The organism is Paraburkholderia lebeckiae, from assembly GCF_014201005.1.
GTDB lineage: Bacteria > Pseudomonadota > Gammaproteobacteria > Burkholderiales > Burkholderiaceae > Paraburkholderia > Paraburkholderia tuberum.
Genome location: NZ_JACHDK010000011.1, coordinates 138189 through 164434, shown reverse-complemented (window position 1 = coordinate 164434; position 26246 = coordinate 138189). Strand labels below are relative to the sequence as shown.

Sequence of the window (26246 nt, the reverse complement as noted above, 5' to 3'; positions counted from 1 at the left end):
GCGATGCCTTATCCGGCGCGGGCGGACGGCAACCTCACTCTTCCCAATGCTCCGCGATCCAGTCGCGGAACAGATTCAGCTTCTGCTGTTGCGCGACTGAGTCCGGATACACGAAGTAATAGCGCCAGCCGGTCTTCAGCACGGTATCGAACGGCCGCACGAGGCGCCGGGCGGCGACGTCCTCGTCGATAAGCGCGAGGTCGCTGATCGCGACACCGAAGCCCTGCGCGGCGGCGTTGGTCGCCATGTCGAGCGTATCGAAGCTCGGGCCGACCTCCGCGTCGATCGTCGCGGCGCCCGCCGAATCGGCTTCCGCGACTTTCGCGAGCCACATCTTCCAGTCGCGGTGATCGCGCGTCGGATGCAGCAGCGTGTGGCGCCCGAGATCGGCCACCTGCGCGAGCGGCTTGTCCTTCAGCAGCTCGGGCGTGCAGACCGGCGTCAGACGCTCCTCGAACAGCGACACCGCCTGCACGTCCGCACCGGGCGACGAACCGTAGATGATCGCCGCGTCGAACGGCTCGCTCTGGAAATCGACGTCGTGCTGCCAGGTGGTGGTGATCTGCACGTGCAGATCGGGATAGTCGGACTGGAAGCGCATGATCTTCGGCAGCATCCAGCGCATCACGCAGGTTGGCACCTTGAGCGCGAGATCGGTGCGCTGCCTCGTCAAGCGCAGCGACATTTCCTCGATCCGCGCGAAGCTCTCCTTGACCGCCGGCAGCAGCATTTCGCCCTCGGCGGTCAGCGTCAGCCCCTTTGCGTGCCGCTTGAACAGCGGAAACTTGTAGTACTCCTCGAGCGCGATGATCTGCCGGCTGACCGCGCCTTGCGTCAGGCACAGATGATCGGCGGCACGCGTGAAGCTGCGATGGCGCGCGACGGTTTCGAAAATCTGCAGCGCGTTGAGCGGCGGTAGGCGTCGCATCGGATGTCCAGGATCAGAAAAAATCATTGCGTGGCTGCGGCGGCGCCCCTCGCCGCCCTGCCCGTCAAGCCCACAGCATACGCGATCGGCTATGCGCGCACGAGTGGGCGCGCGGGCAAACCCGCATGCGTTCGACTCATGGCATGCGTGAAAAACGCCCGTACCGAGGAATGTCGCACCGGCGCGGTGCAAAAAGCCCTCAGCAACCGCACCAGAACCGAGCTTTCCTCATACCTCGACGAACGCTGGGATTCCTCAGCCAGATATAGACGTTAACCCGCATACGCCATCGCCCGTAGCTTCCCGGCGCGTCGCCAAACCGCTCGCCACCGCGTTCGCCGGCGGCGAGCCATGAGCGTACGTCATGCGATCCATGCGCATATTTCGATTGTTGCGTGATTTTGGCAAACCTACAGTGCATCCACGCACGGTATATCCGGCAGCGGTCACGGCGAATCATGGGCAACGGGCGTTCAACAGAGGAGACCGCCATGCAGCAGATCAAACGGGGTAGAAGGCAGGCCATCAAGACGATCGGTACGGCGCTCGCGGCATCCGCGCTGCCGATGCCGTTCCTCAATCTGCGCGCGCAGGAGCACAACTTCAGCGGCAAGACGCTGCGCATCCTGACCTGGTCGGACGATACCGGCACGGCCGCGCTGCGCAACATCGCCGCGACCTTCACCGCGAAGACCGGCGCGAAGGTCATCGCCGATCGCGCCGACGGCACCTCCGGCATGGTCGCCAAAGTCAAGGCAGCGGGCGAGCGCCCCACCTATGACGTGATCACGCTCGCCGGTGTCGGCGCCTCCGGCCTCGCCGACGCGGGCCTGCTGATGAAGCCCGACCTCGACCGCCTGCCGAACCTGAAAGAAGTCGCGCCGCCATACCGCACCGGCGCGAACGGCTTCGGCGTCGGCTATCTGCTGTGGTCCGACGGCCTCATCTACAACACCGCGACGGTCAAGACGCCGCCTTCGTCGTACGAGGCGCTGTGGGACCCGAAATACGCCGGCCGCGTTTTCCTGCCGCCGCCCGAGTGGGCCGAAGCGGTCGATCTCGCGATCATCGCCGCGAAGATGAACGGCGGCTCGCAGCAGAACATCGAGCCCGGCTTCAAGAAGCTCGCGCAGCTCAAAGACCACGTGATGACGCTCGGCGAGAACCCGAACCAGGTTGCCGATCTGTTCCGCACGGGCTCGCTCGACATCGGCGGCATCTACTCGCCCGCGTTTTTCCCGGATCAGATCCGCAAGCCCGAATACAAGATGGGCGTGACCTACGGCATGAAGGAAGGCTTCGCGACGCAACTGATGTTCACGGTGATTCCGAAAGCGCATCCGGGCGACACCGACCTGATCCACGCGTTCATCAATCACTCGCTCGACGCCGGCGTGCAAGGCCGCATGGCCGCCGACGTGCTGAACGGTCCGGTCAACTCGAAAGCGATGATTCCGGCCGAGAGCCGCGCGTTCGTGCCGAGTCCGCAGCAGATCGCCGAGAAAGCCGTGCTGCATGACGACAAGGCGCTCGCCGCCGTGCAGCCGGCATGGATCAAGCGCTACACCGAAATCTTCTCGGCGTAACCACGATGCTCGCGCGCTTCCCGCGGCGTGCCGCGATGATGCCGGACGAAGCCGCGCCGGGCCCGACGCCCGGCGGCGCTGCTTCCGCTTCCGCCGTCGTCGAGACGGCTGTGACCGACCCCGCTGCCGGCGCAACGACGCTCGCGAAAGCCCGGCCGTGGCTGCTACTTGCGCCGATCCTGCTGTTTCTGGCGATACTCGGCGCGGCCGCGCTGGTCGTGCTGCGCATGAGCTTCGGCACGTCCGGCAACGAATGGCGCAGCTTCACGCTGCAGAACTACGCGGACCTGCTCGATGGCTACTTCCTGAAGTCGTTGTGGCTGACGCTGCGGCTCGCGTTCCAGAGCATGCTGTGCGCGGTCGTGCTCGCGATTCCGGTCGCGCTCGCGATGGCGCGCACGACATCGCGGCTCGCGCGCCGGCTGCTGCTCGCGGGTGTGCTGCTGCCGCTGCTCGTCAATCTGCTGCTGCAAGGCTATGGCTGGCTCGTGATCCTCGGCCCGGCGGGTCTGCTCAATCACGCGCTGCTCGCGAGCGGACTCGTCGAGCGTCCGGTGATGTGGCTGTATCGCGAGCATGGTGTGCTGCTCGGGCTGATCCAGACCGCGTTTCCGCTCGCCGTGCTGCCGCTGTCCAGCGCGATGCGCGCGGTGTCGATCTCGTACGAGGAAGCCGCCGCGACGCTCGGCGCGACGCGCTGGCAAACGCTGCGTCACGTACTGCTGCCGCTCGCGATGCCGGGCCTCGTATCGGGCGCGCTGCTGGTGTTCGCGTACAACGCGAGCGCCTTCGCGGTGCCGCTGCTGCTCGGCGGCCGGCGTGTGCCGATGCTCGCGGTGCTGGTGCACGATCAGGTCGCGCCGCTCCTGAACTGGCCGGCCGCCTCCGCTTCCGGCGTGGTGCTGATGATCGCGACGCTCGCCGTGATGGCGCTGTCGCAACGGCTCGTGCGCCGCACCCAACGTCTGACCGGGGAGCCTCACGCATGAGCACGCCGCTGCCGACCTCGCGCCTGCCGCGCACCGAACCTCGTTTGCCGCGCTTCCCGCGCCTGCCTCAGACGATGCCCGGCCAGCTCGGCCGCGCGACCGCGCTCGTCGCGGGCATCGTGCTGTTTCTCGCCGCGCTGCCGATCCTCACGATGATCGCGATGTCGTTCAGCGCGGCCGACACGCTCGAATTCCCTCCGCACGCGTACAGCCTGCACTGGTACCGCGCGGCGTGGCACAGCTTCGTGTCACCGGACGCGACCGATACACTGTCGATGGGCGCCGCGCTGACCACGAGCCTCGTCGTCGCGCTAGCGACGATGCTGATCGCGACGCTGGTCTCCGTGCCCGCTGCGTACGCGCTGTCGCGCTACCGTTTTCGCGGCAAGCCGATGGTCGAGCAACTGGTCGCGCTGCCGCTCGTCTATCCGCTCGTAATGCTCGGCCTGTCGCTGCTGCTGGTGTTCAACGTGCTGCCGGTCGAGCTGGGCGTCGGCCGGCTGATCATCGCGCATGTGATCCTGGCGCTGCCGTTCACGGTGAAGAACTGCGCGGCGTCGGTCGCGTCGATCGGCCCCGAGTTCGAGGAAGCCGCGCTCGTGATGGGCGCGAGCCCCGGCCGCGCGCTCATCGACGTGGTGCTGCCGCTGATGCGCCCCGGCATTCTCGCCGGTATGCTGTTCGCCTTCATCGTGTCGTTCAACGAGTTCACGGTGACGTTCTTCCTGTACAGCATCGATACGATGACGCTGCCGGTATGGCTCTATAGCCGCACGGTGTCGTCGCTCGATCCGACCGTGTTCTGTTTCGCGGTGGTCATCGTCGCGATCGACTTCGCGCTGATCTGGCTGCTCGAAAAGCTGATCGGCGACGAAGGCGTCGCGCTGTGAACCCGTCACCTTGCTGGAGCTTCCGATGACCCATCTGACCTTGCAGGCCGTCACGCGGCGCTTCGGCGCCGTGCATGCCGTCGACGACGTCGACCTGAGCGTGCCCGACGGCAAGCTGGTGTGCTTTCTCGGCCCGTCCGGCTGCGGCAAGACCACGCTGCTGCGGATGATCGCAGGCCTCGAAACGCCGACCGAGGGCAGCATCCATTTTGCCGGCCGCGACATCACGCGGCTACCGGCCAACCGGCGCGACTTCGGCATGGTGTTCCAGTCGCTCGCGCTGTTTCCGCATATGACGGTCGCGCAGAACGTCGCGTATCCGCTGAAGCTGCGCAAGGTCGCGAAGGACAGGCAAACGCGCCGCGTCGCCGAGCTTCTCGAACTGATCCAGCTGCCGCACATGGCGAACCGGCCGGTCACGCAGCTGTCGGGCGGCCAGCGTCAGCGTGTCGCGATCGCGCGCGCAATTGCCTCCGAGCCCCAACTGCTGCTGCTCGACGAACCGCTGTCCGCGCTCGACGCGAAGCTGCGCGAGGCGATGCAGGTCGAAATCCGCCTGCTGCAGCAACGCCTCGGCATCACGACGATCATGGTCACGCACGATCAGCGCGAAGCGATGACGATGGCCGACGAGATCGTCGTGATGGAGAAAGGCCGCATCGCGCAGGTCGGCAAGCCGCTCGACATCTACCGCGATCCGGTCAGCGAGTTCGTCGCCGACTTCATCGGGCTCGGCAACATTCTGCCGGTGCGGTACGACGGCGCGGGCGTCGTGAGCCTGCCGGGCGGACGGCGCATCGCGGTGACGCCGCACCCGAGCGCGCCGCTCGCCGATGCGCGGCAGCCGGGTGCGGCCGGCGACGCGATCCGCCTGCTGATTCGCCCCGAGGACATCTGCGTGAAGGCGGCCACGGAAGCACCGAACCCGAACCGGCTGCCCGGTACCGTCACGTTCATTCGCGACGTCGGCGCCTCGCTCGAAGCGACGATCGATTGCGCGGGCTTCACGCTGACCGCCGCGACCACGCCGCGCGAAACGCCCGGGCTCGCGCTCGGCATGCCGGTGCTCGCCGAGCTGCCGCCGCACGCGTGCAAGCTGATCGCCGCGCGCGCCGCCTGATACCCGAACCCATCACACACGCTTCGCTTCCATAAAACTGCATGACGATAGAGGAACAGATGATGAATCAGCGCCCCGCTCTCCAATCGACCCGCCGCGTGTTCGCGACGCTCGCCGCGACGCTCGCAATGACCGCGCTCGGCGCGCTGTGCGCGCTGCCGTCGGCCGCGCATGCCGACGCGCTCGACGACATCGCGAAGTCGGGCACCGTGCGCATCGGCGTATTCGAGGACTATCCGCCGTTCGGCTCGATCGGTCCGGACATGAAGCCGGTCGGCTACGACATCGACGTCGCCAATCTGATCGGCAAGGCGCTCAACGCGAAGGTCGAACTGGTGCCGGTCACCGGCGACAACCGCATGGCCTTCCTCGCCGACCACAAGGCCGATATGTTGCTGTCGGTCGGCCAGACGCCCGAGCGCGAAAAAGTGATCGACTTCTCGCAACCCTACGCGCCGTACTACCTCGCGGTGTTCGGCCCGAAGTCGCTGCCGGTGAAAAACGCCGCCGACCTCGGCGGCAAGTCGATTTCGGTCGCGCGCGGCACGCTCGAAGACCTGAGCGTGACAAAGATCGCGCCGCCGTCGGCGAACATCAAACGTTTCGACGATCCGAACGGCGCTATTTCGGCGTTTCTTTCTGGTCAGGTACAGTTGATGGTGGTCGGCAACGACGTCGGCGCGACGATTCTCGCGCGGCATCCGGCGAACGATCCGGAGCAGAAGTTCGCGCTGTTCAGCTCGCCCGATCACGTCGGTCTGAACAAGAACGAGCCGCGCCTGAAGGCAAAGGTCGACGAAACGATTGCCAAGGCCCGCAAGGACGGTACGATGAACGCGATTTCGCAGAAGTGGCTGCGCGCGCCGCTGCCGGCCGATCTTTGAACCCTGTGGCGCAGCGCCGTGAAGGCCGCGCCGCGATCTGATCCTACGATGGGCACGAGGCCATGACTTACGCGTTCGATTTCAGCGGCTTCGGCCTGTATGCGGGGATGCTCGCGCGCGGCGCCGCCGTGACCCTCGGCCTCACGGCCGTGTCGACCCTGGCGGGTGGGCTGGTGGGGATCGCCGGCGCGAGCGTCGCGGCGGCCGGGCCGAAGTGGGCGCGCTGGCTGGTCGCGAGCTACGTCGAGCTGATCCGCAACACGCCGTTTCTGGTGCAGTTGTTCTTCGTGTTTTTCGGCCTGCCGAGCCTCGGCATTCATATCGACGAGATCCAGGCCGCGATTCTCGCGATGACCGTCAATCTCGGCGCGTACGCGATCGAGATCGTGCGCGCCGGCATCGATTCGATTTCGCGCGGTCAGGTGCAGGCCGCCCAGGCCCTCGGCCTGCACGGACGCCAGGTGTTCCGCTACGTCGTGCTGCCGCAGGCGCTCGCCAACGTGTTTCCCGCGCTGCTCGGCCAGGTGCTGATCGTGATGCTTGGCTCGGCCGTCGTGTCGCAGATCTCGGTGCCCGACCTGACCTATGCGGCGAACTTCATCCAGTCGCGCAACTTCCGCTCGTTCGAGAGCTACGTGATCATCACGGCGACCTATCTGCTGATGTCGATCGCATTGCGGCAGCTGTTGAACCGCTTCGGCCGCGGGCTGTTCGCGGGCCGCGCGGCACGTGGTGACAACAGCCGTAGCGGCAACGACGGCTTGCCGCGCAACTGGCGCAGCCGCCTGATGTGGCGCGGCGCGCGCACTCTGCCCACGGAGCGCTGATCATGGTCGAATTCACCCTGTGGGACATCGCCCGCAACCTGCTGCTCGCCGCGCGCTGGACCGTGCTGCTGTCGCTGATCGCGTTCGTCGGTGGCGGGATAGTCGGGCTAGTGCTGCTCGCGATGCGCGTGTCGCCGATCGCGTGGCTGCGCCGCCTCGTCGTGCTGTACGTCGAGGTGTTTCAGGGCACGCCGCTCTTGATGCAGCTTTTTCTCGCGTTCTTCGGCTTGCCGCTCGTCGGCATCGACGTGTCGCCGTGGGCCGCCGCGACCGTCACGCTGACGCTCTATACGAGCGCGTATCTGGTCGACATCTGGCGCGGCTGCGTCGAAGCGGTGCCGCGCGGTCAGTGGGCCGCGGGTGCGAGCCTCGGCATGACGTTCGGCCAGCAGTTGCGCTATATCGTGTGGCCGCAGGCGCTGAAGATCGCGGTCGCGCCGAGCGTCGGTTTTCTCGTGCAGGTGGTCAAGAGCACCGCGCTCGCGTCGATCATCGGCTTCGCCGAACTGACGAAGACCGGCACGATGATCACAAATGCCGCGTTCCGGCCGTTTCCGATCTACGGCATGGTCGCGATGATCTACTTCGCGATGTGTTTTCCGCTGACCTGGTATGCTCGCGTGCTCGAAAAGCGGCAGAAGGTGGGACAGCATCGGTGAGGTGATTCGCAGTCTGTAGTTCAAGTCACGGATACGTGCTGCCGGGAAGCAATCTTGATGCGCGAGACGAACCACGCCGCCAGCACGAACCACCCCGCTGCGACGACAAACGCGACGACATAGGCGGGTCCGGCACCGGCAAACGCCTTGACCCATGACAGCATCCACCCGGTCGCGGCAGGGCCGAGGATCTGCGGTAGCACCATCGACACTTGCCAGATGCCCATGTCCTTGCCGCTGGACGCATTGTCTGGCAACACTTGCAGCGCGAGTGCCCAGTCGACGGCTTGATAGGTTCCGTAAGCGGCGCAGAAAACCAGCCCGACTGCGATCACCAGCAACAGGTTTGGATGCAACGCCAAGAGGACAAAGCCAATCGCAGCTCCGGCCATGATCCAGCTGGTCAGGCGGACGACGGGAACCACGCCGTGCCGGTCGGCGAGCCGTGCGCCCAGCAAGCTGGCCGGGATCGCTAGCACCACGCCGACGCCAAGCAGCCCATTCATAAGACTGGTCGGATGACGAATGCCGATCACGTCCTGCAGGTAGTACAACATGAAGGTGAAGATCGACCAGATTCCCATGTTGCCGAACAGACGGGTTACCAGCACCCAGTAAAAGTTTCGGTGCAGGCGTGGATCGAGATAGAACGAGCGCATGAAGGTGACGAGCTCGAACCGTTGTCGGGATCTGACAGGTGTCGGCTCGCGGGAGCCGCGAATCGTCAGCCAAAGGCAGAGCAACATAATCGCAATGAACGCGGCAACCGGAGGATACAGGTGGCCCGGCGAATAGAGGACAACGAGCACCACGTTGCCAGTGATCGTGCCGAGCACGGTCATCACGTTGAGCCATGCGCTCGCGCGGTTGGTATCCTGTTTTGGCACGACATCGGGCACCAGCCCGGCGTACGGCCCCGCCGCCCAGTTCCACCAGAACTGGAGATGCAGGAATGCGAGCGTATACATCACTACGCTCCCCCCGCCGTTGAATGAACCAAGCCATACCAGTGCAACCGCAGTGCCGAACACGCCGGTGACGAGAAACGGTCGCCGACGTCCATGTTTTGCAGAGCAGCGATCTGAAAGCGCGCCGGCCAGCGGCGCCACGATCATCGCAATGAATGCGCCGGACGCAATGACGGAGCCGGCCACGCCTTCCTTCAACGCGGCATCGCGTCCGAGCATATCGGCGACCTGTGCCGGCACGAGCACCGGAACGACCGTCATCCATTGGGTAAAGAGCGCAAACCACAGCGACGCGATCTGTATGTGACTGAGCGTCGGCAGGCGAGAAGCCGACGGAGTGACCGACACGTTTCGGGCTTGACTGGGCAGGGTCATGTCGGAAGTCCATGAGCTTCGCGCAGAGACTTCGGCGCCGCGGCGGACGAAGGTCGTGGCCAATTCTGAGAGCCGTTCGAACGCGACGGGGGCTCCCATAGGAGCAATGCGCCTGTATCGGTCGTGGTGCTAATGTCGGCATTGGCCGACGGCGAGTCCATCGACGAAGGCACGGTGTGGCCGTCCCACTATGATAGCTGCCGTCGGTTGGCCCACAGCCTGAAACGGCGCGAGGTCGGCAAGCGCGCCTCTGCGCCGCACTTAGCGACCGATCAACGCCCCGCCTGCGTCGACTGCCGCAACTTCGCCACCTCCGCCGCACCGACCGCCGGCGCGCCGTTGTTCCAGCCAGCCCGCACGAAGCTCAGCACGTCGGCGATCTGCTGATCGTCGAGCACCGCGGCGAAGCCGGGCATCGGAAACGGCGACGGCACGCCGTCGATCACGAGATCGCCGGTGCCGTTCAACGTGACGTTGATCAGCGACGACGCATCCTTCGCGAGCACGTTCGGATTGCCGGCGAGCGGCGCGAGCATCGGCGCGAAGCCGTGCCCGTCGACGCCATGGCAATGCATGCAATACGCCGTATAGACGCGCGCGCCGGCATCGTTCGCGGGGCGATCGAGCGACACCTTCGTCGCCTGCGGATCGTACGTATAGGCCGCCGCGCCGGTGCCGCCGGCCGGCGGCAGCGACTTCAGATACGTCGAGACTGCCGCGACGTCCTGATCGCTCATCGCTTGCGTGCTGTTGTTGATCACGCTCGTCATCGCGCCGAACGCCGATGCATGGCGATTCGCGCCGGTCTTCAGGAACGTGCGCAGATCAGCGTCGCTCCAGCGGCCGAGCCCGGTGTTGTGCTCGCCCGTGAGGTTCGACGCGAACCAGCCGTCGAGCAGCGCGCCGCTCAGGAATGCGCTGCCGCTTTCGTCGAGCGCACTTTCCTGGAACGCAACACCGCGCGGCGTGTGACACGACCCGCAATGTCCGAGCCCTTGCACCAGATAGGCGCCGCGATTCCACGCGACGTCCTTGCCCGGCTTGTCGCGATACGCACCCTTCTCGAGAAACGCCATGTTCCAGAACATCAGCGGCCAGCGCATGTTCAACGGCCACTTGATGTCGGACTCGCGATTCGCCTGCTGCACCGGCGCGACGCCGTGCATGAAGAACGCGTACAGCGCCTTCACGTCGTCGTCGTTGACCTTCGCGTAGGACGGATACGGCATCGCCGGATACAGGTTGTGGCCGTCTTTCGCGACGCCCTCACGCAGCGCCCGCGCGAAGTCGGCTTCCGTGTAACCGCCGATGCCGGTCCGTGCGTCGGGCGTGATATTGGTCACGTAGATGCGGCCCATCGGCGTGTTCATCGGCAGGCCGCCGGCGAACGGCTTGCCTTTCGGCGCGGTGTGGCAAGCGGCGCAATCGCCGAGTTGAGCGAGGTAAGCGCCGCGTTGCACGAGCGTTTGATCGGCTGCGCCGGTGGCTGCCGGAGTTGCGGCATCAGCAGGTGCCTGGGCGATAAACGGCAATGCGACGCATAGCGCCGCGCCAAGACGCTTCAGCATGTTTTTCATGTCGGGCTCCTTGCGCGTCAGGCGTTGTGCAGTTGGCGGCCAACCGGCAATTGCCGCAGCCGCGTGCCGGTGGCCGCATAGATCGCGTTGGTCAGCGCGGGCGCGAGCGCGGCGGTGCCGGGTTCGCCGATGCCGCCGGGCGCCTCGCCGCTCTTCACGATATGCACGTCGATCGGCGGCGTCTGGTTGATGCGCAGCATCCGGTAGTCGGTGAAGTTGTTCTGCTCGACGCGACCGTCCTTGATCGTGATCTCGCTATAAAGCGCCGCCGTGATGCCGAAGATGATGCCGCCCTGCACCTGCGCTTCGATCGTGTTCGGGTTGACGAACATCCCGCAATCGACCGCGCAGTTGACGCGCTTGACCGTCACTTCGCCCTGCTCGACCGCGACCTCGACGACGATCGCGAAGAAGCTGCCGAACGCGTGCATCACCGAGATGCCGCGCCCTTGCCCCTTGGGCAGCGCGCTGCCCCAATTGCCCGCTTGCGCGGCCAGGTTGAGCACGTTCAACGCGCGCGGCGATTTGCCGAGCAGATCGCGCCGGTACTGCACCGGATCGATCTTCGCGTGCGCGGCGAGTTCGTCGATGAAACTCTCGACGACGAACGTGCCGCGCGTCGGCCCGACGCCGCGCCAGAACGCGGTGGGCACCGCGTGCGGTTCCACGCGCACGTAGTCGACCAGCTGGTTCGGCAGGTCGTACGGCAGATCGGCGGCGACCTCCACCGCGTCGGGGTCGAGCCCGTTCTTGAACGCGGGCGGCGCGAAGCGCGCCATGATCGACGACCCGGCAATGCGATGCTGCCACGCGATCGGCTTGCCGTTCGCGTCGAGCCCGGCCGAGATCGTGTCGTAGTAGTACGGTCGGTACATGTCGTGCTGGATGTCCTCCTCGCGCGTCCACAGCACCTTGACCGGCGTCGACACCTGTTTGCCGACCTTCACGGCCTGCGTGACCATGTCGGTTTCGAGCCGCCGTCCGAAGCCGCCGCCGATCAGATGGTTGTGCACGATGATCTTGTCGGCGGGCAAGCCCGTGACCGCGACCGCCGCATCGACGACCCGCGTCGGCACCTGCGAGCCGAGCCAGATTTCGCAGGCGTCGCCGCGCACGTGGACCGTGGCGTTGACCGGCTCCATCGTCGCGTGCGCGAGGAACGGCTGCTGGTAGACCGCGTCGAGGCGCGACTTCGCATCGCCGAACGCGCGGCCGACGTCGCCGTCCTTGCGCGCCACCGCGCCGCCATGTTGCGAGGCCGCCGCGAGATCGTCGACGATGCGCTTCATCGATACCTGCGCGCCCGCGCCTTCGTTCCACTTGATGTCGAGCGCCTGCAGGCCGCGCTTCGCGGCCCACGTGTGAGCGCCGATCACCGCGACCGCGTTGTCGAGCTTGATGACCTCGCGCACGCCGGGGATCGTCTTCGCATGCGTATCGTCGACGCTCGCGAGCGTGCCGCCGAACACCGGACAGTTCGCGATCGCCGCGTAAACCATGTCGGGCAAGCGCACGTCGAGGCCAAACTGCGCAGTACCGTCGACTTTCTCCGGCGAATCGAGACGCTTCGCCGGCGTGCCGATCAGCTTGAAGTCCTTCGGGTCTTTCAACGGCACGTTCTGCGGCGCGGGCAGCGCGGAGGCGGCCTGCGCGAGCTGACCATAGCTCGCGCTGCGATTACTGGCCGCGTGGATCACCTGACCGGCCTGCGCATGGCAACTCGCCGGATCGACCTGCCACTGCTGCGCGGCCGCGTTGATCAGCATCACGCGCGCAGTCGCGCCCGCGCGGCGCATCGGCTCCCACGCGAAGCGGATCGACGTCGAGCCGCCGGTCAACTGCCCGCCGAGCAGCGGGTCCATGAAGAGCTTTTCGTTGGGCGGCGCGTGATCGAGCGTGACCGTGCCGAGCGGCACTTCGAGTTCCTCAGCGATCAGCATTGGAATCGACGTATAGACGCCCTGACCCATCTCGACCTTCGGTATCACGAGCGTGACCTTGCCGGCGTTGTCGATCTGGATGAACGCGTTCGGCGCGAACACGCCGCTTTGCGGCGCCTCGTTCGCATCGCCGCCGATCACGCTCTTGCCCGCCTTCTGATCCTGGCTCACGGCCGGCATGCTGAAGCCGAGCAGCAGACCGCCGCCGGCCGCGGCGCCGACCGTCACGCCGAATTTGAGGAAGCCGCGCCGCGAGATGCCGCGCGCATGCCGCGTGTCGGTGTCAGCCAGCTGCGCGCCGTTCTGTGCATCGAGCAATCCCTGGGACATGTCAGGCCCCCTTCGCGGCGTGCTTGATCGCCGCGCGCACGCGGTGATAGGTTCCGCAGCGGCAGATGTTGCCCGCCATCGCGGCGTCGATGTCGGCGTCGCTCGGATTGGGATTGCGCGCGAGCAGCGACGCCGCCGACATCACCTGCCCCGACTGACAGTAGCCGCATTGCACGACGTCGAGCTCACGCCAGGCCTGCTGCACTTTCTGGCCCGTGGGCGTGGCGCCGAGCGCTTCGATCGTGACGATCTTGCGGTCGCCGACCGCCGCCGCCGGGAACACGCACGAACGCACCGCGACGCCATCGAGATGCACGGTGCATGCGCCGCATTGCGCGATGCCGCAGCCGAACTTGGTGCCGGTCAGCCCGACGAGATCACGCAGCACCCACAGCAGGGGCATGTCTGGCGGGGCATCGACGGTATGGGTTTCGCCGTTGATATTGAGCGTTGTCATGAGCGGCTCCGGGTGGGGATGTTGTTGTGGTCACGCGGTTTAGATCGCGACACCGCACCAGACCGCGGACATGCACCGGTTTTGTTCGGCGTGTCGCGCTAATAAGCCATGAAATGCGGCCCGTGAGCGAGCGGGTGTCGCAAGAAAACCGGCCGATTGTAGCCGTGTCGAAAGAAGTTCGCATTGGCGGTGCCAGGCGGCACATCGCATGCTGTGCGCGGTGGATCGCATGTGTCGGCTGGAGCGATGCGTTACCATCGACGGATCGATCCGTTAGCGTGATCGCGCGACCCGCTGCATCGCACTTTGTGGTGTTGCGACGCACGATTCCGTCGAATCACCTCAGCCGCTGGAGCCGCCGATGAACGACCCGCAATGCACTCAATTCCTCACGGACATTCGCCGACCATTGCTTGCGCTGCACAAGGCGATTCTCGATCACGAACGCGCCGCGTACGAAAAGGAGTTCGGCCCGGTAACGCCGGCGGCATTCCTGCAGGTGCTGATCAACGGCTCGGGGTTTCGTTGGCTGACGCCGCTGTCGACGGTGATCGCGAGCGTCGACGAAGTTCTCGACGACGCGGAAGCCGAGGCCGGCGACCGTCTCGCGACCGCCGAGGCCGTGGTCGGCCTGTTCGCGCCCGATCAACCGCACAATCACTTCCTGCCGCGTTATCTGCCGCTCTTGCAGGCCGATCCCGCGATCCTGCATTACCACGGCGAGGTATCGCGGCTGCTGCGCGGAGTGCAAACGACGTAACGGCGATTCGCGCCAGGCACGGCGGCGGCGCGTGCGCTGCCTGCCGGCTCCTGCATCGCCTCACCGTTCATAAACGGCTGCGGGTCGTGGCCGCATGGTTGATTGTCGATACTATTGCGCAGATCGAGAGGAATGCTCTTACGTGAAGGTACTTTTGCAACGATTCGTCGACCGCCGGAATGCGCGGTCGATCAAATTACCTGGTTTAGCTGAATAAATTCAAGGTGAGCTTTTCCGGGAACGTCGAAGCTCAGCCGCGCCCCTGCGACAGATAAGGCAGCGGATCGACCGGCTTGCCGTCGCGCCGCACTTCGAACCCCACCGACACACGCGAGTTGTTCTCGTCACCCATCTCCGCGATCTGCTGTCCCTTGCGGACGATGTCGCCCATCTTGACCATCAGCTTGCGGTTGTGCGAATACGCGGTCAGAAAATCCTTGTTGTGCTGGACGATGATCAGACTGCCGTAGCTGTTCAGTCCGGTGCCCGCGTACATCACCTTGCCGTCGGCGGCGGCTCGCACCGGATCGCCCGCTTTGCCACCGATTTCGATGCCGCGTGTTTCGCCGGGCTGGAACGCTTCGACGACGCTGCCCGCGGCAGGCCACGCGAGCGCCACGTTGCTCGCGTGCCGGCGGGTTTCCTGCGTGACTTCGCGGACTTCGGTGGCATCCGGAGCCGGCGCGGCGGACTGTGTCGAAGCTTGCGCCGACGTTTGCGCTGTCGCTTGTGACGCACGCTGCGCCGCGGATTGCGCCGCCGCCTTCGCGGCGGCCGCCGCATTGGCCGCCTTCACCGCGCGCACCGTTTCCGGCGACGCAACGTGCAGCACCCGCCCCGGCTTCAGCCGCGCCGACGCCTTCAATCCGTTCCATGCCTGCAACTGCTTGACGCTGATGTGATGATGCTGCGCAACCCGCGCGAGCGTGTCGCCTCGCCTGACCCGATACACGAGCGGCGGCGACTTTTTCAGCGGCGTGTCATCGCTGGCGCCGATCGACAGCGGCGCGGCTGCCGCCGGGTCGCCAGACGCCGCTCCCGCCGCATTCGCCGCGGGCACGCCGGACGCCGCGTTGGCGCTGGTTGCCGCACCGTTCTGCACATTCGGCTGCCCGACGTTCGCACAACCGCTGACGGCCAGCGCGACCCACGCGCCGGCGAGACTGGCCAATAACGTTCTGTCGAAACGTTTTCTCATCCTGTTCGACTCCTGCTGTATGGATGCGCAAGCCGGATAGCCCGATGCCGCGGACGGGGTGCGCGATCTTCGGCCGCGCGGCCTTCCCGACGGCACGGCGAAGCCGCCTCGTATGGCGCTCACTTCCTGCCTGCTTGCCGATCAAATTTCTCGCGGAATTCTAAAGTGTCGTCTAATAAAAACGCCCTGCCCCACACACTCTGATACAGACGTTACGAGCCGTATTTCCCCGTTACGACCGCACGTCTATTGGGACGCCAACGACGCACACATCACCGCTTCGCCGCGGCGCGTTCAGACTTGTTGGCATTCGACTTATCGGCAGGCAGGAGGAGAACTTGAATAGCCATGCGTCGCGTCGGAGGGCGCAAAAAAGGCCAGCCTTCGGAATCCGAAGGCTGGCCGATCTGCTTTTGACGGGCAGCGAACTAGAACTTATGCCGGATCGCCGCGCGTACGACGACCTGCTTCGACGTCGACGACGGCGACTGCGTGCCGGGGATGAATGCGTAATCGAGGATCGACAGCGTGGAATCGCCGGTGACCTGTTGATAGGCGCCCTGCAGATAGAGGTCGGTGCGCTTGGACAGGTTGTAGTCGGCCATCAGGCCGAATGTATGGATGCGCGGCTTCACGCCGCCGTTCGATGCGTCGTAGGTTTCCATCGTGTACACGTACTGCGCGCCGACGAACAGCACCGGCGAAATCTGATATTTGCCGTTGATCTCGAAGTTCTGATACTTGAGCGAATTCAGCAGCACGCCCGGCGGTGTGACAGGCACGAGCGGCACCAGCGGCTCGATGCCGAGATAGCCGTTTGCGGTCGGCTCCAGGTAGTTCGAGTTGCTATAGACGAAGCCCGCCGTCGCCGGTCCGAACGTATAGGTGATGCCGCCGCCGAACACGCGCAGGCGCGTCGCGACGAAGCCGGTGTCGTTCGCGGTGATCGCCCCGTTCGAGCCGTTGCCCGGATTGTCGGCCTGCAGATAGGCCGCCGCGACCAGCAGCCCGCCGTACGTGTACTGGCCGCCGAAGCTGTAGGCGCGATTGTTGGCGAAGTTCGTGTCGTTGCTGAAGCTGTAGGTGCCGCCGAACTGGAAGCCCGAGATCGACGCGCTCGTGTACTTGACGGTGTTGTCGAGGCGGAACGTATTGTCGGTGTTGTCGTTGTCGTACGGATGCGAGAACAGCTCGCCGCCCCAATTGCCGTTGGCCGTGGTCTGCGCGAGATAATCGACGACCGAGTCATATTGCCGGCCGAACGTCAGCGTGCCGTACGCCTGTGAACTGAGTCCGACGAAAGCCTGCCGGCCGAACAGGCGGCCGCCCTGCCCGAGCCGCCCGGAATTCAGATCGAAACCATTCTCGAGCTGGAAGATCGCCTTCAGGCCGCCGCCGAGATCTTCGGAACCCTTCAGGCCCCAGCGGCTTCCCTGCGCAAGGCCGCTGGCGAGTTCATAAACATGGCCGTGGCCGACATTGTTCGTGTAGTTGATGCCTTCGTCGATCACGCCGTACAGCGTGACGCTAGTCTGCGCGGCGGCAGGCGCGGCAAGAACGGCGGACGCAGCAATGGAGACAGCCAGCGCGAACACTTGCTTGTTCATGATGATCTCCCTGCACCTCGAGTGATAGGACAACTCGATCCGGCCGCTTTGTTCTCTTTGCTCTTTATTCTCGTCACTTTTCCAGCAGTTCTGAAGACTGCTCCAATGGCTGCGCTTTTCCGGAAATCCTCACACGACATCGTCCGGCCGTCCATGAGTGGATGCGCCAAGCATCGAGAATGTTGCTAATTCTCCACTGCGCGTTGCTGCCTCTTTTTTCGTAACGTCGCTTCAGGTAAACAGCAGCGGCAGCCGCTGCCGGTCTCGGTGCGTCATTGTCATGAAAAGAAATATAATCCTGCGCTTTGCTGCGATGCAACGGAACTCGGCGTCACAGCGAAGGTCATCTTCACAGCCCGCTGACACGGCCGCCTTGCGATACCGGTCGAGCGTGGCGAGATGGGCCACAGGCGACGCCAGCACGGATCACCTCACCGCCGCAGCACCCAATCCCATATTAAAAAGCCTTGTGAGACGCCCGCCGCGCTGGATCAGCGCGCCGTCGCACGGGGCTGCTTTTGACGCAAAACAATGGCCAAGTCATCTTCTCGCCTGATCGAGCTCGACTTCTTCCGCGGACTGGTTCTGCTGATCATCGTCGTCGATCACATCGGCGGCAGCATCCTGTCGCGCGTGACGCTGCATGCGTACGCGCTGTGCGATGCCGCCGAAGTATTCGTGTTCCTCGGCGGCTTCGCGACCGCCACCGCCTATGCGACGCTCGCCGAGCGGCGCAATGAGACGATCGCGCGCGGCCGCTTCCTGCGTCGCTCGTTCGAGATCTATCGCGCGTTTCTCGTCACCGCCGGGCTGATGCTGCTGGTCAGCGCGGTGCTAACCGCATTCAGCATCGAGGGGCCGAATCTCGCCACGACCGATCTCGACGACCTGATCGACACGCCGCTTGCCGCGCTGCGCGACATCGTGCTGCTACGCCGCCAGCCGTACCTCGCGTCCGTGCTGCCGATGTACGCGTTCTTCGCGCTGCTGGTGCCCGCGATCCTGCCGCTCGCGCGCAGCAAGCCTTGGCTGCTGGTCGCCGGCAGCGTCGCCCTGTGGGCCGGCGCACCGGCGGTCAGCAAGTACCTTCCCGCCGCGCCCGACATGCACTGGGACTTCAACCCGTTCGCGTGGCAACTGATGTTCGTGCTCGGCGTGCTCGCGCGCTGCCAGCCGGTGTATCAGCGCACCAGCGCGCATCGATCCGGGTGGCTCGTCAGCGTGCTGGCGCTCGCGGTGGTCGTGGGCGCCGCGTACTACAAGCTCGTTCTGCTGCATGCGCCACTTGCCGCGAGCCTCAAGCAGAACCTGTCCTACCTGCGCGCTGGGAACTTCCTCGCGATCGCGTGGCTCGTCGCCAATCTGGTCGAGCTCGGCTGGGCGAAGAAGGTCGCGCGGCGGCTGCCGTGGGTCGGCGCGATCGGGCGTCAGGGCTTGCTGTGCTTCATTGCCGGCGCGGTGATTTCGCTGGTGATCGACTCGGTGCTCTACGCGGCGACCGATGGTTACCTGAACTATCCGCTCGGACTGCTAGCCGATGCCGCCGCGGTCGGCGCGCTGTTTGCCGTCGCCTTGGGCGTGGAGCCGCTGAAGCGGTTCGTCGGGCGGCTCGTGGACGGGCGGCTGCGGACGTCGGGCTGAAGAACTTTTCGGCAACGTTTCGAGCGCCCTTCGAGCGTGTCCCTGACGTGTCGCGATTCTCGGGGCACTTGACGTACCCTTGGCGCCCGAAGAACTTTGCGCGCATAAAGCGCCGTCCTTCTCTGCGCCACTTTCCATCTCAAATCTGGCGCCAATGCTGATAGCATGACGGCCGCGCGCGAGTCCTGCGCCCGCCGGCCTTCCCTACTGACATGCGTCGATTCCTCAGTTTCGCCCTCGCACTGCTTGCTTTCGCCGTCGGCGCGCCCGCGTTCGCGAGCACGGTCGCGAGCCGCAGCTTCCATTCCGATGCGCTCGGCCGCGACTGGAACTACACGATCTACCTGCCGGCCGGCTATCGCGCGGACGGTCCGCGCCTGCCGGTGCTCTACCTGCTGCACGGCAATAACGGCGACGCCAACGACTGGCTCACGCAAGGTCATTTGCAGAACGCCGCGGACGCGCTGATCGAGCGCAAGGAGATTGCCCCGGTCGTCATCGTGATGCCGCAAGGCGGCACGGACTGGTACGTCGACCGCAAGGAAAAGATGGAGAGCGCGTTCTTCGACGATCTGCTGCCGGAGATCGAAACGCACTACGCGGTCGCGACGCAGCGCGCAGGCCGGATGATCGGCGGCGTATCGATGGGCGGCTTCGGCGCGCTGCGCTACGCGCTGACGCGGCCCGAGATGTTTTGCGGCGCGCTGCTGCTCAGTCCGGCGATCTACACGAACGAGCCGCCGCGCGCGTCGGCGGCGCGGCGGGTCGGCGTGTTCGGCGAGCGCCAGTTCGATCCGCGCGTGTGGCACGAGCTCAACTATCCGGCGCAGTGGGACCGCTACATGAGCCAGGCGTATCGCCTGCCGATGTTCATCGCATCAGGCGACGACGACCTCGACATCCAGGCCGACGCGTCGCTGCTGTACACGCATCTGCGGCTCGCGGGCAATCCGGCGGCGTTGCGCATCATCGACGGCGGCCACTCGTGGGACGTGTGGAGCGCGCTGTTGCCCGCCGCGCTCAAATACACGCTCGGCTGCGCGAAGCCGCCGGCGCAGGAGCATCCGTCGAATCAGCGCCCTTGAGCCGGCGCGGCACGCGAGGCGCACGGCCGCCCAGCCCCGCGTCCCTCGACACCCGCGCTACTCCACGAGATCGGTCCACAGCACCAGCAGCACCGTCATCAACGCGGGGCCGATGAAAATCCCCAGCAGCCCGAACGTCTCCGCGCCGCCGAGAATGCCGAACAGCACGAGCAGAAACGGCAGGCGCGTCGAGCTGCCAATCAGCACAGGCCGCACGAAGTGCTCGGCGACGAACACGACGACCGCGCCGAATACCAGCAGCCCGGCCGCCGCGACCATCGAGCCCTGCACGAGCAGCCACAGTGCCGCAAGACCGAACACGATCGGCGCGCAGAACGGCAGCATCGCGGCGATCGCCGTGACGAAGCCGAGCAGCGCCGCATGCGGCATCCCGGTCACGAAGTAGGCGACGCCAAGCAACAGGCCTTCGCCGACGCCGACCACGATCAACCCCGACACGGTGCCGCGCACCGCGGTACCCATATGCGCGACGAGGTCCGCGCCGCTATCGCCGAAACCGCGTCGCGCGGCCTTCAGCAGCGAGCCCGACAACCGCGGCCCCGCCTGAAAAATCACGAACAGCGTGACCAGCATGAACGCGAACACCATCGCCGCATGCGCGGCGCGCGCGCCGAAATGCCGGCCGAGCGTCATCACCGTATTGCTGTGCAAGCCTTTCATCGCGGCCGAGTCGCGCAGCGGCTGAGCAAGATTGGCCTGCCACCACGAAGTGATCTGCTGCACGCCGAACGGCAGACGGTTGATGAAGTCCGGCAGCGCGATGCCGTTCTCCTGCACGCTGCGGAACCAGTCGTTCAGTTCGTGCGCCTCGTGCAGCGCCTGGGCGATGCCGAGTGCGACCGGCAGCAGCACGAGCACGGCGATCACCAGCGTGAAGACCGTCGCGAGCAAGGTCGCGCGCCCCTTGAACCAGTGGCTGCCCGCCACCTTGTGCAGCAGCGGCCACAGCGCAATCGCGACGACCCCGGCCCACGCCACCACCACGATGAAATCGCGCACCACCCACAATGCGAGCAGCGCGAGCCCGATATAGAGCACGACCGATGCCGCCTTCTGCTTTTTCAGGCGCTCGGCGGCGACTGACGACGCTTCGGGAGAGTTGGGAGGGACAGCGGGAGGGCGTGGAATCATGTGAACTCTTTGTTTTTGAACGGTGTGCGCGCGAGCCGACCTGAAAAATTCAAACCCGCTACACTGACGGCTCAGTTCGCCGCCCGACATTCGACATCTTAAAGGAAGCATTGCCGCCTCTTTCCCGGCCCCCTCCTCGTCGCGCCACAGGCAACACAGCGTTGCAAAAATAGGCATTATTAAAAAATCACATAAAAACCGCTTGCAACGCCTGTCATTTCGACGAATCGCAAATGTCAAGTCTGATTATTGCTAATTCCGGAACGGTGTTTCAACGGTGACACAATGGCTATCCGGCGCGCACGGGACTAAATTCGGCACTCCACAATACGGAGCCGATGATGACCCTGGAGTCCATCCCCCTCGACGGTAGCAATGGCGTACGCATCGAAATTCTCGAGAGCTCCGACACGACGCTGGTGATCCGCTGGGTCGAGCCGGGCCGCTGCCACTACGGTGAGCAGCGCTGGCGCCGTCGCTCGGCGCATTCTTCCGGCACCTGCGCGGTGTCGCGCCGCAAGATCCGTCGCGGTGACCCCGTGTTCAAGCCGGCCGAGCGCCCGGCGCCGTCGAATGCGTCCGCGATGATCTGCGCGGAAATCCTCGAACCGCTGCTTGAAGCGGCCTGACGCACGGAACGTTCCCGAGTCCCGCACACGAAGCGCGCGTGCCCTTAGCGACCGCGCGCCGAGCGGCCGCGACATCGCAAAATGCGGCGCCGCGCCGGCCCCGCTGCCGGTTGCCGCCCCGCGCCTCGTGCGTTAAGGTGGACTCGTTGCGCCCGCCCGACCGCCGGCCTCTCTATCCGGCGCCGGCGGCGCGCCTTCCACCACCGCGCCGCGCCCGCCGCGACGCCGTTTGAGGGCCGATCATGGCAGAAGACACGCCGCAAACCCGCGCGGCCAACGCCGCTTCCACGCCTCCCGCCTCCTCCGCTCCTCCCGCTTTGCTGATCCCGCCGCAGCAGTTCTCTCTCGACGTGCTGCTCGAAAAGTATGCGAAAGGCGACGAGCAATCGGCCGACGATGTATATCGCCGCGTCGCGCGCGGCGTCGTCGAGGCCGAGCCGCCCGAGTTGCGCGCGTCGGTCGAGGAACAGTTCGTCGACAACATGCGCCACGGCGCGCTCGGCGCGGGCCGCATCATGAGCGCGGCGGGCAGCGGCATCGCCGCGACGCTGATCAACTGCTTCGTGCAGCCGGTTGGCGATTCGATCCAGGGCGTCGATGAACAGGGCTTGCCCGGCATCTACGTGGCCCTGCTGCAGGCGGCCGAAACGATGCGGCGCGGCGGCGGCGTCGGCTACAACTTCTCCGCGATCAGGCCGAAGGGCGCGCGCGTTCACACCACGAGTTCGGCCGCCTCGGGTCCGTGCAGCTACATGGACGTGTTCGACGCGTCGTGCCGTACCGTCGAAAGCGCGGGCTCGCGGCGCGGCGCGCAGATGGCGGTGCTCGACTGCGACCACCCCGACCTGCTCGAATTCATCGAGGCCAAGCATTCGAAGGGACGCTGGAACAACTTCAACGTGTCGGTCGGCGTCACCGACGAGTTCATGCGCGCGGTCGAAAACGACGAGCCGTGGCAACTGGTCCATCGCGCCGAGCCGTCGCCGGCGCTGCGCGCGGCCGGCGACGTGCGGCAGCGCGAAGACGGCCGGTGGGTCTACAGCGAACAACCGGCGCGCGCGATCTGGGACCGCATCATGCGCTCGACGTACGACGTCGCCGAGCCCGGCATCGTGTTCATCTCGCGGATGAACGAGGACAACAATCTGCGCGCCGTCGAAACGATCCGCGCGACCAATCCGTGCGGCGAGCAGCCGCTGCCCGCGTACGGCTGCTGCAACCTGGGGCCGCTCAATCTGACTCGCTTCGTCGTCGATCCGTTCGCGCAGTTGCAGGGCCGCCAGCCCTCGTTCGACTGGGACGGCCTCGCGCGGCGCACCCGCACGCAGGTGCGTTTTCTCGACGACGTGCTCGACGTCACGCTGTGGCCGCTGCGGCAGCAATACGACGAGTCGCGCGCGAAGCGGCGCATCGGCGTCGGCTTCACCGGCCTCGGCGATACGCTCGTGATGATGGGCCTGCGCTACGACTCGCAGGAAGGCCGCGATTTCGCGGTGCGCATCGCGCGGCTGATGCGTGACGAGGCGTATCGCGCGTCGGTCGAGCTCGCGAAGGAGCGCGGCGCGTTCGAGCTGTTCGACGCCGCGCGCTATCTGGAAGCCGGCACGTTCGCGTCGCGCCTGCCCGATGACATTCAGCAGGCGATCCGCCGCGACGGCATTCGCAACAGCCACCTGCTGTCGATCGCGCCGACCGGCACCGTGAGCCTCGCGTTCGCCGACAACGCGTCGAACGGCATCGAGCCGGCGTTCTCGTGGACTTATACGCGCGTGAAAGTGATGGCCGACGGCGGCCGCGAATCGTTCGACGTCGAGGACTACGCGTACCGGCTCTATCGCGAGCTCGGCGGCGACGTGAGCCGGCTACCCGACTATTTCGTCAGCGCGCTGCAGATGTCGGCGCGCGACCATCTCGACATGATGGCGGCCGTCCAGCCGTACGTCGACACGTCGATCTCGAAGACCGTCAACGTGCCAGCCGACTATCCGTTCGACGCGTTCGAAAGCCTCTACTTCGATGCATGGAAAAGCGGGCTGAAGGGCCTTGCCACCTATCGCCCGAACGACACGCTCGGCGCAGTGCTGAGCGTGACGCCCGCGCAGGCCGACGACACGCTCGCCGAGATGGACCAGGACCCGCTGCGTATCGCGATCGATCATCGGCCCAGAGGCGAGTTGCCGGCGATCATCGAGAAGGTCGAGTATCTGACCCAGGCGGGCAAGAAGTCGCTGTATGTCGCGGCGTCCTTCATCGAGGTGACGGGGCGGCTCGGCGGCGAGGACGTGACGATCGAGCGGCCGATCGAGTTCTTCATTCCGACCGGTCAGCGCGACGAGTCGCAGCAGTGGATCACCGCGACGATGCGTTCGCTGTCGCTGGCCGCGCGCGGCGGCTTCGTCGCGCGCAATCTGCAGGATATGCGCAAGGTGTCATGGGATCGCGGACAGGTGCGGCTTGGCGACGTGCAGCGCCTCGACGGTCATCGCGCGCCGCGCTGGCACGATTCCGAAGTGGCGGCGCTCGCGTTCGCGATCCAGCAAATCCTGTATCGACGCGGCTTTCTCGACGCCGAGGGCAATCAGGTCGCGTCGCGGATGCTCGCGCGTTTGCCGCGCGGGCACATGAAAACAGACATGGCGCTGTCCGCCGATTTCGGCATCCGTCCGAATCCAGCGGATAGCGCCGACACCTTGCTGCAGCCGAACGGCACGCAAGGTCTGCACACGATGCTCGGACGCAAATGCGGTTCGTGCGGCGCGAATGCGGTGATTCGCAAGGACGGCTGCGATTTTTGCACCGCGTGTGGGGAGGTGGGGGCGTGCGGGTAGTATGAGGCGACGAGCGCGCTGGCACCCAGGCCGAACGCGCTCATTGAAGGCGATGCCTCACCCCACCCTCTCGTAGTAAAGATTCTGCGGATGCTTCGCCTCCGCGAAGAAAAACCAGCGCTCCGCCACGAGCCCCGCATACTGCACGAGACAAGCCGCGGCCAGCAAGCCGAACGACCCGCCGGGCGAACGCAGCCCCGCGCCCAGCACGATCAACACGACCGGCACGACGAACGCACCCGCGAGAAAGCCCCATTTGACGCCACGCAACGTCCGCGCCGATTTGCCGTGAAAGAACTCGCGCAAATTGAACGCACCGGCGGTGAAGCCTCGTGACACCTGCACGAGCTTCGGATTGCGAATGCCCGTCGCGCTCTGCACCGTCGATTTCGGCCGCAAGCGCGCATTGCGCATGAGCGACGCGTAGCGGCTCGCGCATCCGGCGAGCGTCAGCAGGCACGCGCAGATCGCCAGTCCCGCCGTCAGCGCGGGCGCGAACCATGCGCTCAGTGCGGTCGCGAGAGTCAAGCCCGATGCGCAGCCGAGCAGCACGAAGTTCACCAGCGTCAGCGGCGTCGCCCATTCCTGCAGAAAGCGCAGGCACGCATAGATCATCGCGGTGCAGACGAACAGCGCGGCGCTCGCGAGCACGCCGAGCCAGCCGAGCGCGAGCGACCACGGCGAGCCGAGCCAGTGCGCGACGCCATACAGGCACGCGCACGCCAGAAACGCCGGCAGGCACAGACATTCGCGCGACAGCCACGAGGTGCGCCACATCGCGATCGCGCGCCACGCACGTTCCGGATGGCCCAGATGGAAGAACGACGCGATCAGACCAAGACCGCCCAGCAGCACCGCGAGCGCCGCGCCGCTCACGTAGAACGCGATGGTGGCGGCGGGTTGCGCAACGAAGCCCAGGCACGCGGCACTCTCGACGCCGACGAGCGCGATCAACAGCCCCTGCGCCGCGCCGCTCAGCGTGGTCAGGAAGACTACGGAAAAAGCCGGATTCATCGTGTGGCCTCGATGTCGTTCAAATGCGCGTCGCGATCGACGCGAGATGCACTTCGCCATGCGCGAGCTGCCCCTCGATCTGTGAGTCGGGCGAGCCCGACGTGTGCATGGCATCGCCGGCGGTCGTTCCTGACGATTTGCACGAGCACCCGTCGCCGTCGCAACTCGCGGACGCGATCGGCACGCGCGGCAAATAGTGATTCGCTGGACGCGTGCCCCACTCCGGCATCAACTGATAGCCGCCGCGCTCGCGGATCGCTTGCGACACTACCGACTCCGGATCGTGGATATCGCCGAACAGCCGCGCGGATGTCGGACATGCGAGCACGCAGGCCGGCTTGCGATCGCGCTCGGACAGATGCTCGTCATGAATGCGATCGACGCACAGCGTGCACTTGGTCATCTCCTTGCGCGCTTCGTCGAGTTCGCGCGCGCCGTACGGGCACGCCCACGCGCAATACTTGCAGCCGATGCAGCGATCGAAATCGACCAGCACGAGACCGTCTTCCTTGCGCTTGTAGCTCGCGCCCGTGGGACACACCGGCACGCACGGCGGGTCCTCGCAATGCAGGCACGACTTCGGGAAATGGATCATCTCCGTGTCCGGGAAGCTGCCCGCTTCGAAACTCTGCACGCGGTTGAAGAACGTGCCGGACGGGTCCGCGTCGTACGGATTGAAATCGGCGAGGCTGCCCGATTCGCCTGACGTGTTCCACTCCTTGCAGCTCGTCACGCACGCCTGGCATCCCACGCATACGTTCAGATCGATTACCAGCGCCATCTGGGTCATTGCAAGCTCCTT

23 protein-coding genes are annotated in these 26246 nt (G+C 65.7%); 12 read left to right on the top strand and 11 right to left on the bottom strand.

What is annotated here, in order from left to right; translation table 11 throughout:
• Positions 1-34: 34 nt before the first annotated feature.
• Positions 35-928, bottom strand: coding sequence for a LysR substrate-binding domain-containing protein (locus HDG39_RS21930; RefSeq protein ID WP_184008535.1), 894 nt, complete (start codon positions 926-928; stop codon positions 35-37).
• Between the two features lie 491 nt (positions 929-1419).
• Here HDG39_RS21930 and HDG39_RS21925 point away from each other — a divergent pair, with 491 nt between their 5' ends.
• The 7 genes from HDG39_RS21925 (at position 1420) to HDG39_RS21895 (ending at position 7883) form a co-directional block, all read left to right on the top strand.
• Complete coding sequence (locus HDG39_RS21925; protein WP_018420888.1) at positions 1420-2514, top strand: ABC transporter substrate-binding protein; 1095 nt, start codon at positions 1420-1422, stop codon at positions 2512-2514.
• A 5-nt stretch (positions 2515-2519) separates the two neighbouring features.
• Positions 2520-3503, top strand: coding sequence for an ABC transporter permease (locus HDG39_RS21920; protein ID WP_184008610.1), 984 nt, complete (start codon positions 2520-2522; stop codon positions 3501-3503).
• The gene (locus HDG39_RS21915; protein ID WP_018420886.1) at positions 3500-4393 is read left to right on the top strand and encodes an ABC transporter permease; all 894 of its coding nucleotides are present in this window, start codon (positions 3500-3502) and stop codon (positions 4391-4393) included. Before HDG39_RS21920 ends, HDG39_RS21915 begins: the two co-directional genes overlap by 4 nt.
• Positions 4394-4418: 25 nt before the next feature.
• Positions 4419-5513, top strand: a complete 1095-nt coding sequence (locus HDG39_RS21910; protein ID WP_184008533.1) for an ABC transporter ATP-binding protein — start codon at positions 4419-4421, stop codon at positions 5511-5513.
• A gap of 62 nt (positions 5514-5575) precedes the next feature.
• A complete protein-coding gene (locus HDG39_RS21905; protein WP_018420884.1) occupies positions 5576-6397 on the top strand; it encodes a transporter substrate-binding domain-containing protein in 822 nt (273 codons plus the stop codon).
• A gap of 62 nt (positions 6398-6459) precedes the next feature.
• Positions 6460-7224, top strand: a complete 765-nt coding sequence (locus HDG39_RS21900) for an amino acid ABC transporter permease (RefSeq protein WP_184008531.1) — start codon at positions 6460-6462, stop codon at positions 7222-7224.
• A gap of 2 nt (positions 7225-7226) precedes the next feature.
• Positions 7227-7883, top strand: coding sequence for an amino acid ABC transporter permease (locus tag HDG39_RS21895; RefSeq protein WP_026225876.1), 657 nt, complete (start codon positions 7227-7229; stop codon positions 7881-7883).
• 20 nt (positions 7884-7903) lie between these two features.
• Here the strand turns inward: HDG39_RS21895 and HDG39_RS21890 are convergent, their stop codons facing one another.
• The 4 genes from HDG39_RS21890 to HDG39_RS21875 all read right to left on the bottom strand — a co-directional run bounded on the left by HDG39_RS21890 (position 7904) and on the right by HDG39_RS21875 (position 13530).
• On the bottom strand, positions 7904-9226 hold the full coding sequence (locus HDG39_RS21890) for an MFS transporter (protein ID WP_184008529.1): 1323 nt from the start codon (positions 9224-9226) through the stop codon (positions 7904-7906).
• 272 nt (positions 9227-9498) lie between these two features.
• Positions 9499-10803 carry a c-type cytochrome gene (locus tag HDG39_RS21885; RefSeq protein WP_184008527.1) on the bottom strand — a complete coding sequence of 435 codons (1305 nt, stop codon included), beginning with the start codon at positions 10801-10803 and terminating at the stop codon, positions 9499-9501.
• 17 nt (positions 10804-10820) lie between these two features.
• Entirely contained in the window at positions 10821-13073 is a 2253-nt protein-coding gene (locus HDG39_RS21880; RefSeq protein WP_184008525.1) for a xanthine dehydrogenase family protein molybdopterin-binding subunit, read from the bottom strand.
• A gap of 1 nt (position 13074) precedes the next feature.
• Positions 13075-13530 carry a (2Fe-2S)-binding protein gene (locus HDG39_RS21875; RefSeq protein WP_018420878.1) on the bottom strand — a complete coding sequence of 152 codons (456 nt, stop codon included), beginning with the start codon at positions 13528-13530 and terminating at the stop codon, positions 13075-13077.
• 361 nt (positions 13531-13891) lie between these two features.
• Here HDG39_RS21875 and HDG39_RS21870 point away from each other — a divergent pair, with 361 nt between their 5' ends.
• A complete protein-coding gene (locus HDG39_RS21870; protein WP_018420877.1) occupies positions 13892-14290 on the top strand; it encodes a hypothetical protein in 399 nt (132 codons plus the stop codon).
• 250 nt (positions 14291-14540) lie between these two features.
• On the opposite strand, the gene HDG39_RS21865 is transcribed toward HDG39_RS21870, so the two are convergent.
• The 3 genes from HDG39_RS21865 to HDG39_RS21855 all read right to left on the bottom strand — a co-directional run bounded on the left by HDG39_RS21865 (position 14541) and on the right by HDG39_RS21855 (position 17414).
• Positions 14541-15488: a peptidoglycan DD-metalloendopeptidase family protein gene (locus HDG39_RS21865; protein ID WP_184008523.1), complete on the bottom strand. Its 948-nt coding sequence runs from the start codon at positions 15486-15488 to the stop codon at positions 14541-14543.
• A 428-nt stretch (positions 15489-15916) separates the two neighbouring features.
• On the bottom strand, positions 15917-17095 hold the full coding sequence (locus tag HDG39_RS21860; RefSeq protein WP_184008521.1) for a porin: 1179 nt from the start codon (positions 17093-17095) through the stop codon (positions 15917-15919).
• Positions 17096-17168: 73 nt separating this feature from the next.
• The gene (locus tag HDG39_RS21855) at positions 17169-17414 is read right to left on the bottom strand and encodes a hypothetical protein (RefSeq protein WP_184008519.1); all 246 of its coding nucleotides are present in this window, start codon (positions 17412-17414) and stop codon (positions 17169-17171) included.
• 212 nt (positions 17415-17626) lie between these two features.
• On the opposite strand from HDG39_RS21855, the gene HDG39_RS21850 reads away from it, so the two are divergent.
• Together HDG39_RS21850 and HDG39_RS21845 are read left to right on the top strand one after the other, a co-directional pair.
• Positions 17627-18736, top strand: coding sequence for an OpgC domain-containing protein (locus tag HDG39_RS21850; protein ID WP_184008517.1), 1110 nt, complete (start codon positions 17627-17629; stop codon positions 18734-18736).
• 212 nt (positions 18737-18948) lie between these two features.
• Positions 18949-19821 carry an alpha/beta hydrolase gene (locus HDG39_RS21845; protein WP_184008515.1) on the top strand — a complete coding sequence of 291 codons (873 nt, stop codon included), beginning with the start codon at positions 18949-18951 and terminating at the stop codon, positions 19819-19821.
• A 57-nt stretch (positions 19822-19878) separates the two neighbouring features.
• Here HDG39_RS21845 and HDG39_RS21840 read toward each other — a convergent pair whose 3' ends face one another.
• Positions 19879-20973 carry an AI-2E family transporter gene (locus tag HDG39_RS21840; RefSeq protein WP_184008513.1) on the bottom strand — a complete coding sequence of 365 codons (1095 nt, stop codon included), beginning with the start codon at positions 20971-20973 and terminating at the stop codon, positions 19879-19881.
• Positions 20974-21314: 341 nt separating this feature from the next.
• On the opposite strand from HDG39_RS21840, the gene HDG39_RS21835 reads away from it, so the two are divergent.
• Positions 21315-21602, top strand: a complete 288-nt coding sequence (locus tag HDG39_RS21835) for a DUF3331 domain-containing protein (RefSeq protein ID WP_013091570.1) — start codon at positions 21315-21317, stop codon at positions 21600-21602.
• Positions 21603-21844: 242 nt separating this feature from the next.
• The gene (locus tag HDG39_RS21830; RefSeq protein WP_184008511.1) at positions 21845-24430 is read left to right on the top strand and encodes an adenosylcobalamin-dependent ribonucleoside-diphosphate reductase; all 2586 of its coding nucleotides are present in this window, start codon (positions 21845-21847) and stop codon (positions 24428-24430) included.
• Between the two features lie 57 nt (positions 24431-24487).
• Here HDG39_RS21830 and HDG39_RS21825 read toward each other — a convergent pair whose 3' ends face one another.
• Positions 24488-25444, bottom strand: a complete 957-nt coding sequence (locus tag HDG39_RS21825; RefSeq protein ID WP_184008509.1) for a dimethyl sulfoxide reductase anchor subunit family protein — start codon at positions 25442-25444, stop codon at positions 24488-24490.
• A gap of 19 nt (positions 25445-25463) precedes the next feature.
• Positions 25464-26234 (bottom strand): 4Fe-4S dicluster domain-containing protein, encoded by a 771-nt coding sequence (locus tag HDG39_RS21820; protein ID WP_184008507.1) that lies wholly within the window; start codon positions 26232-26234, stop codon positions 25464-25466.
• Positions 26235-26246 lie beyond the last annotated feature (12 nt).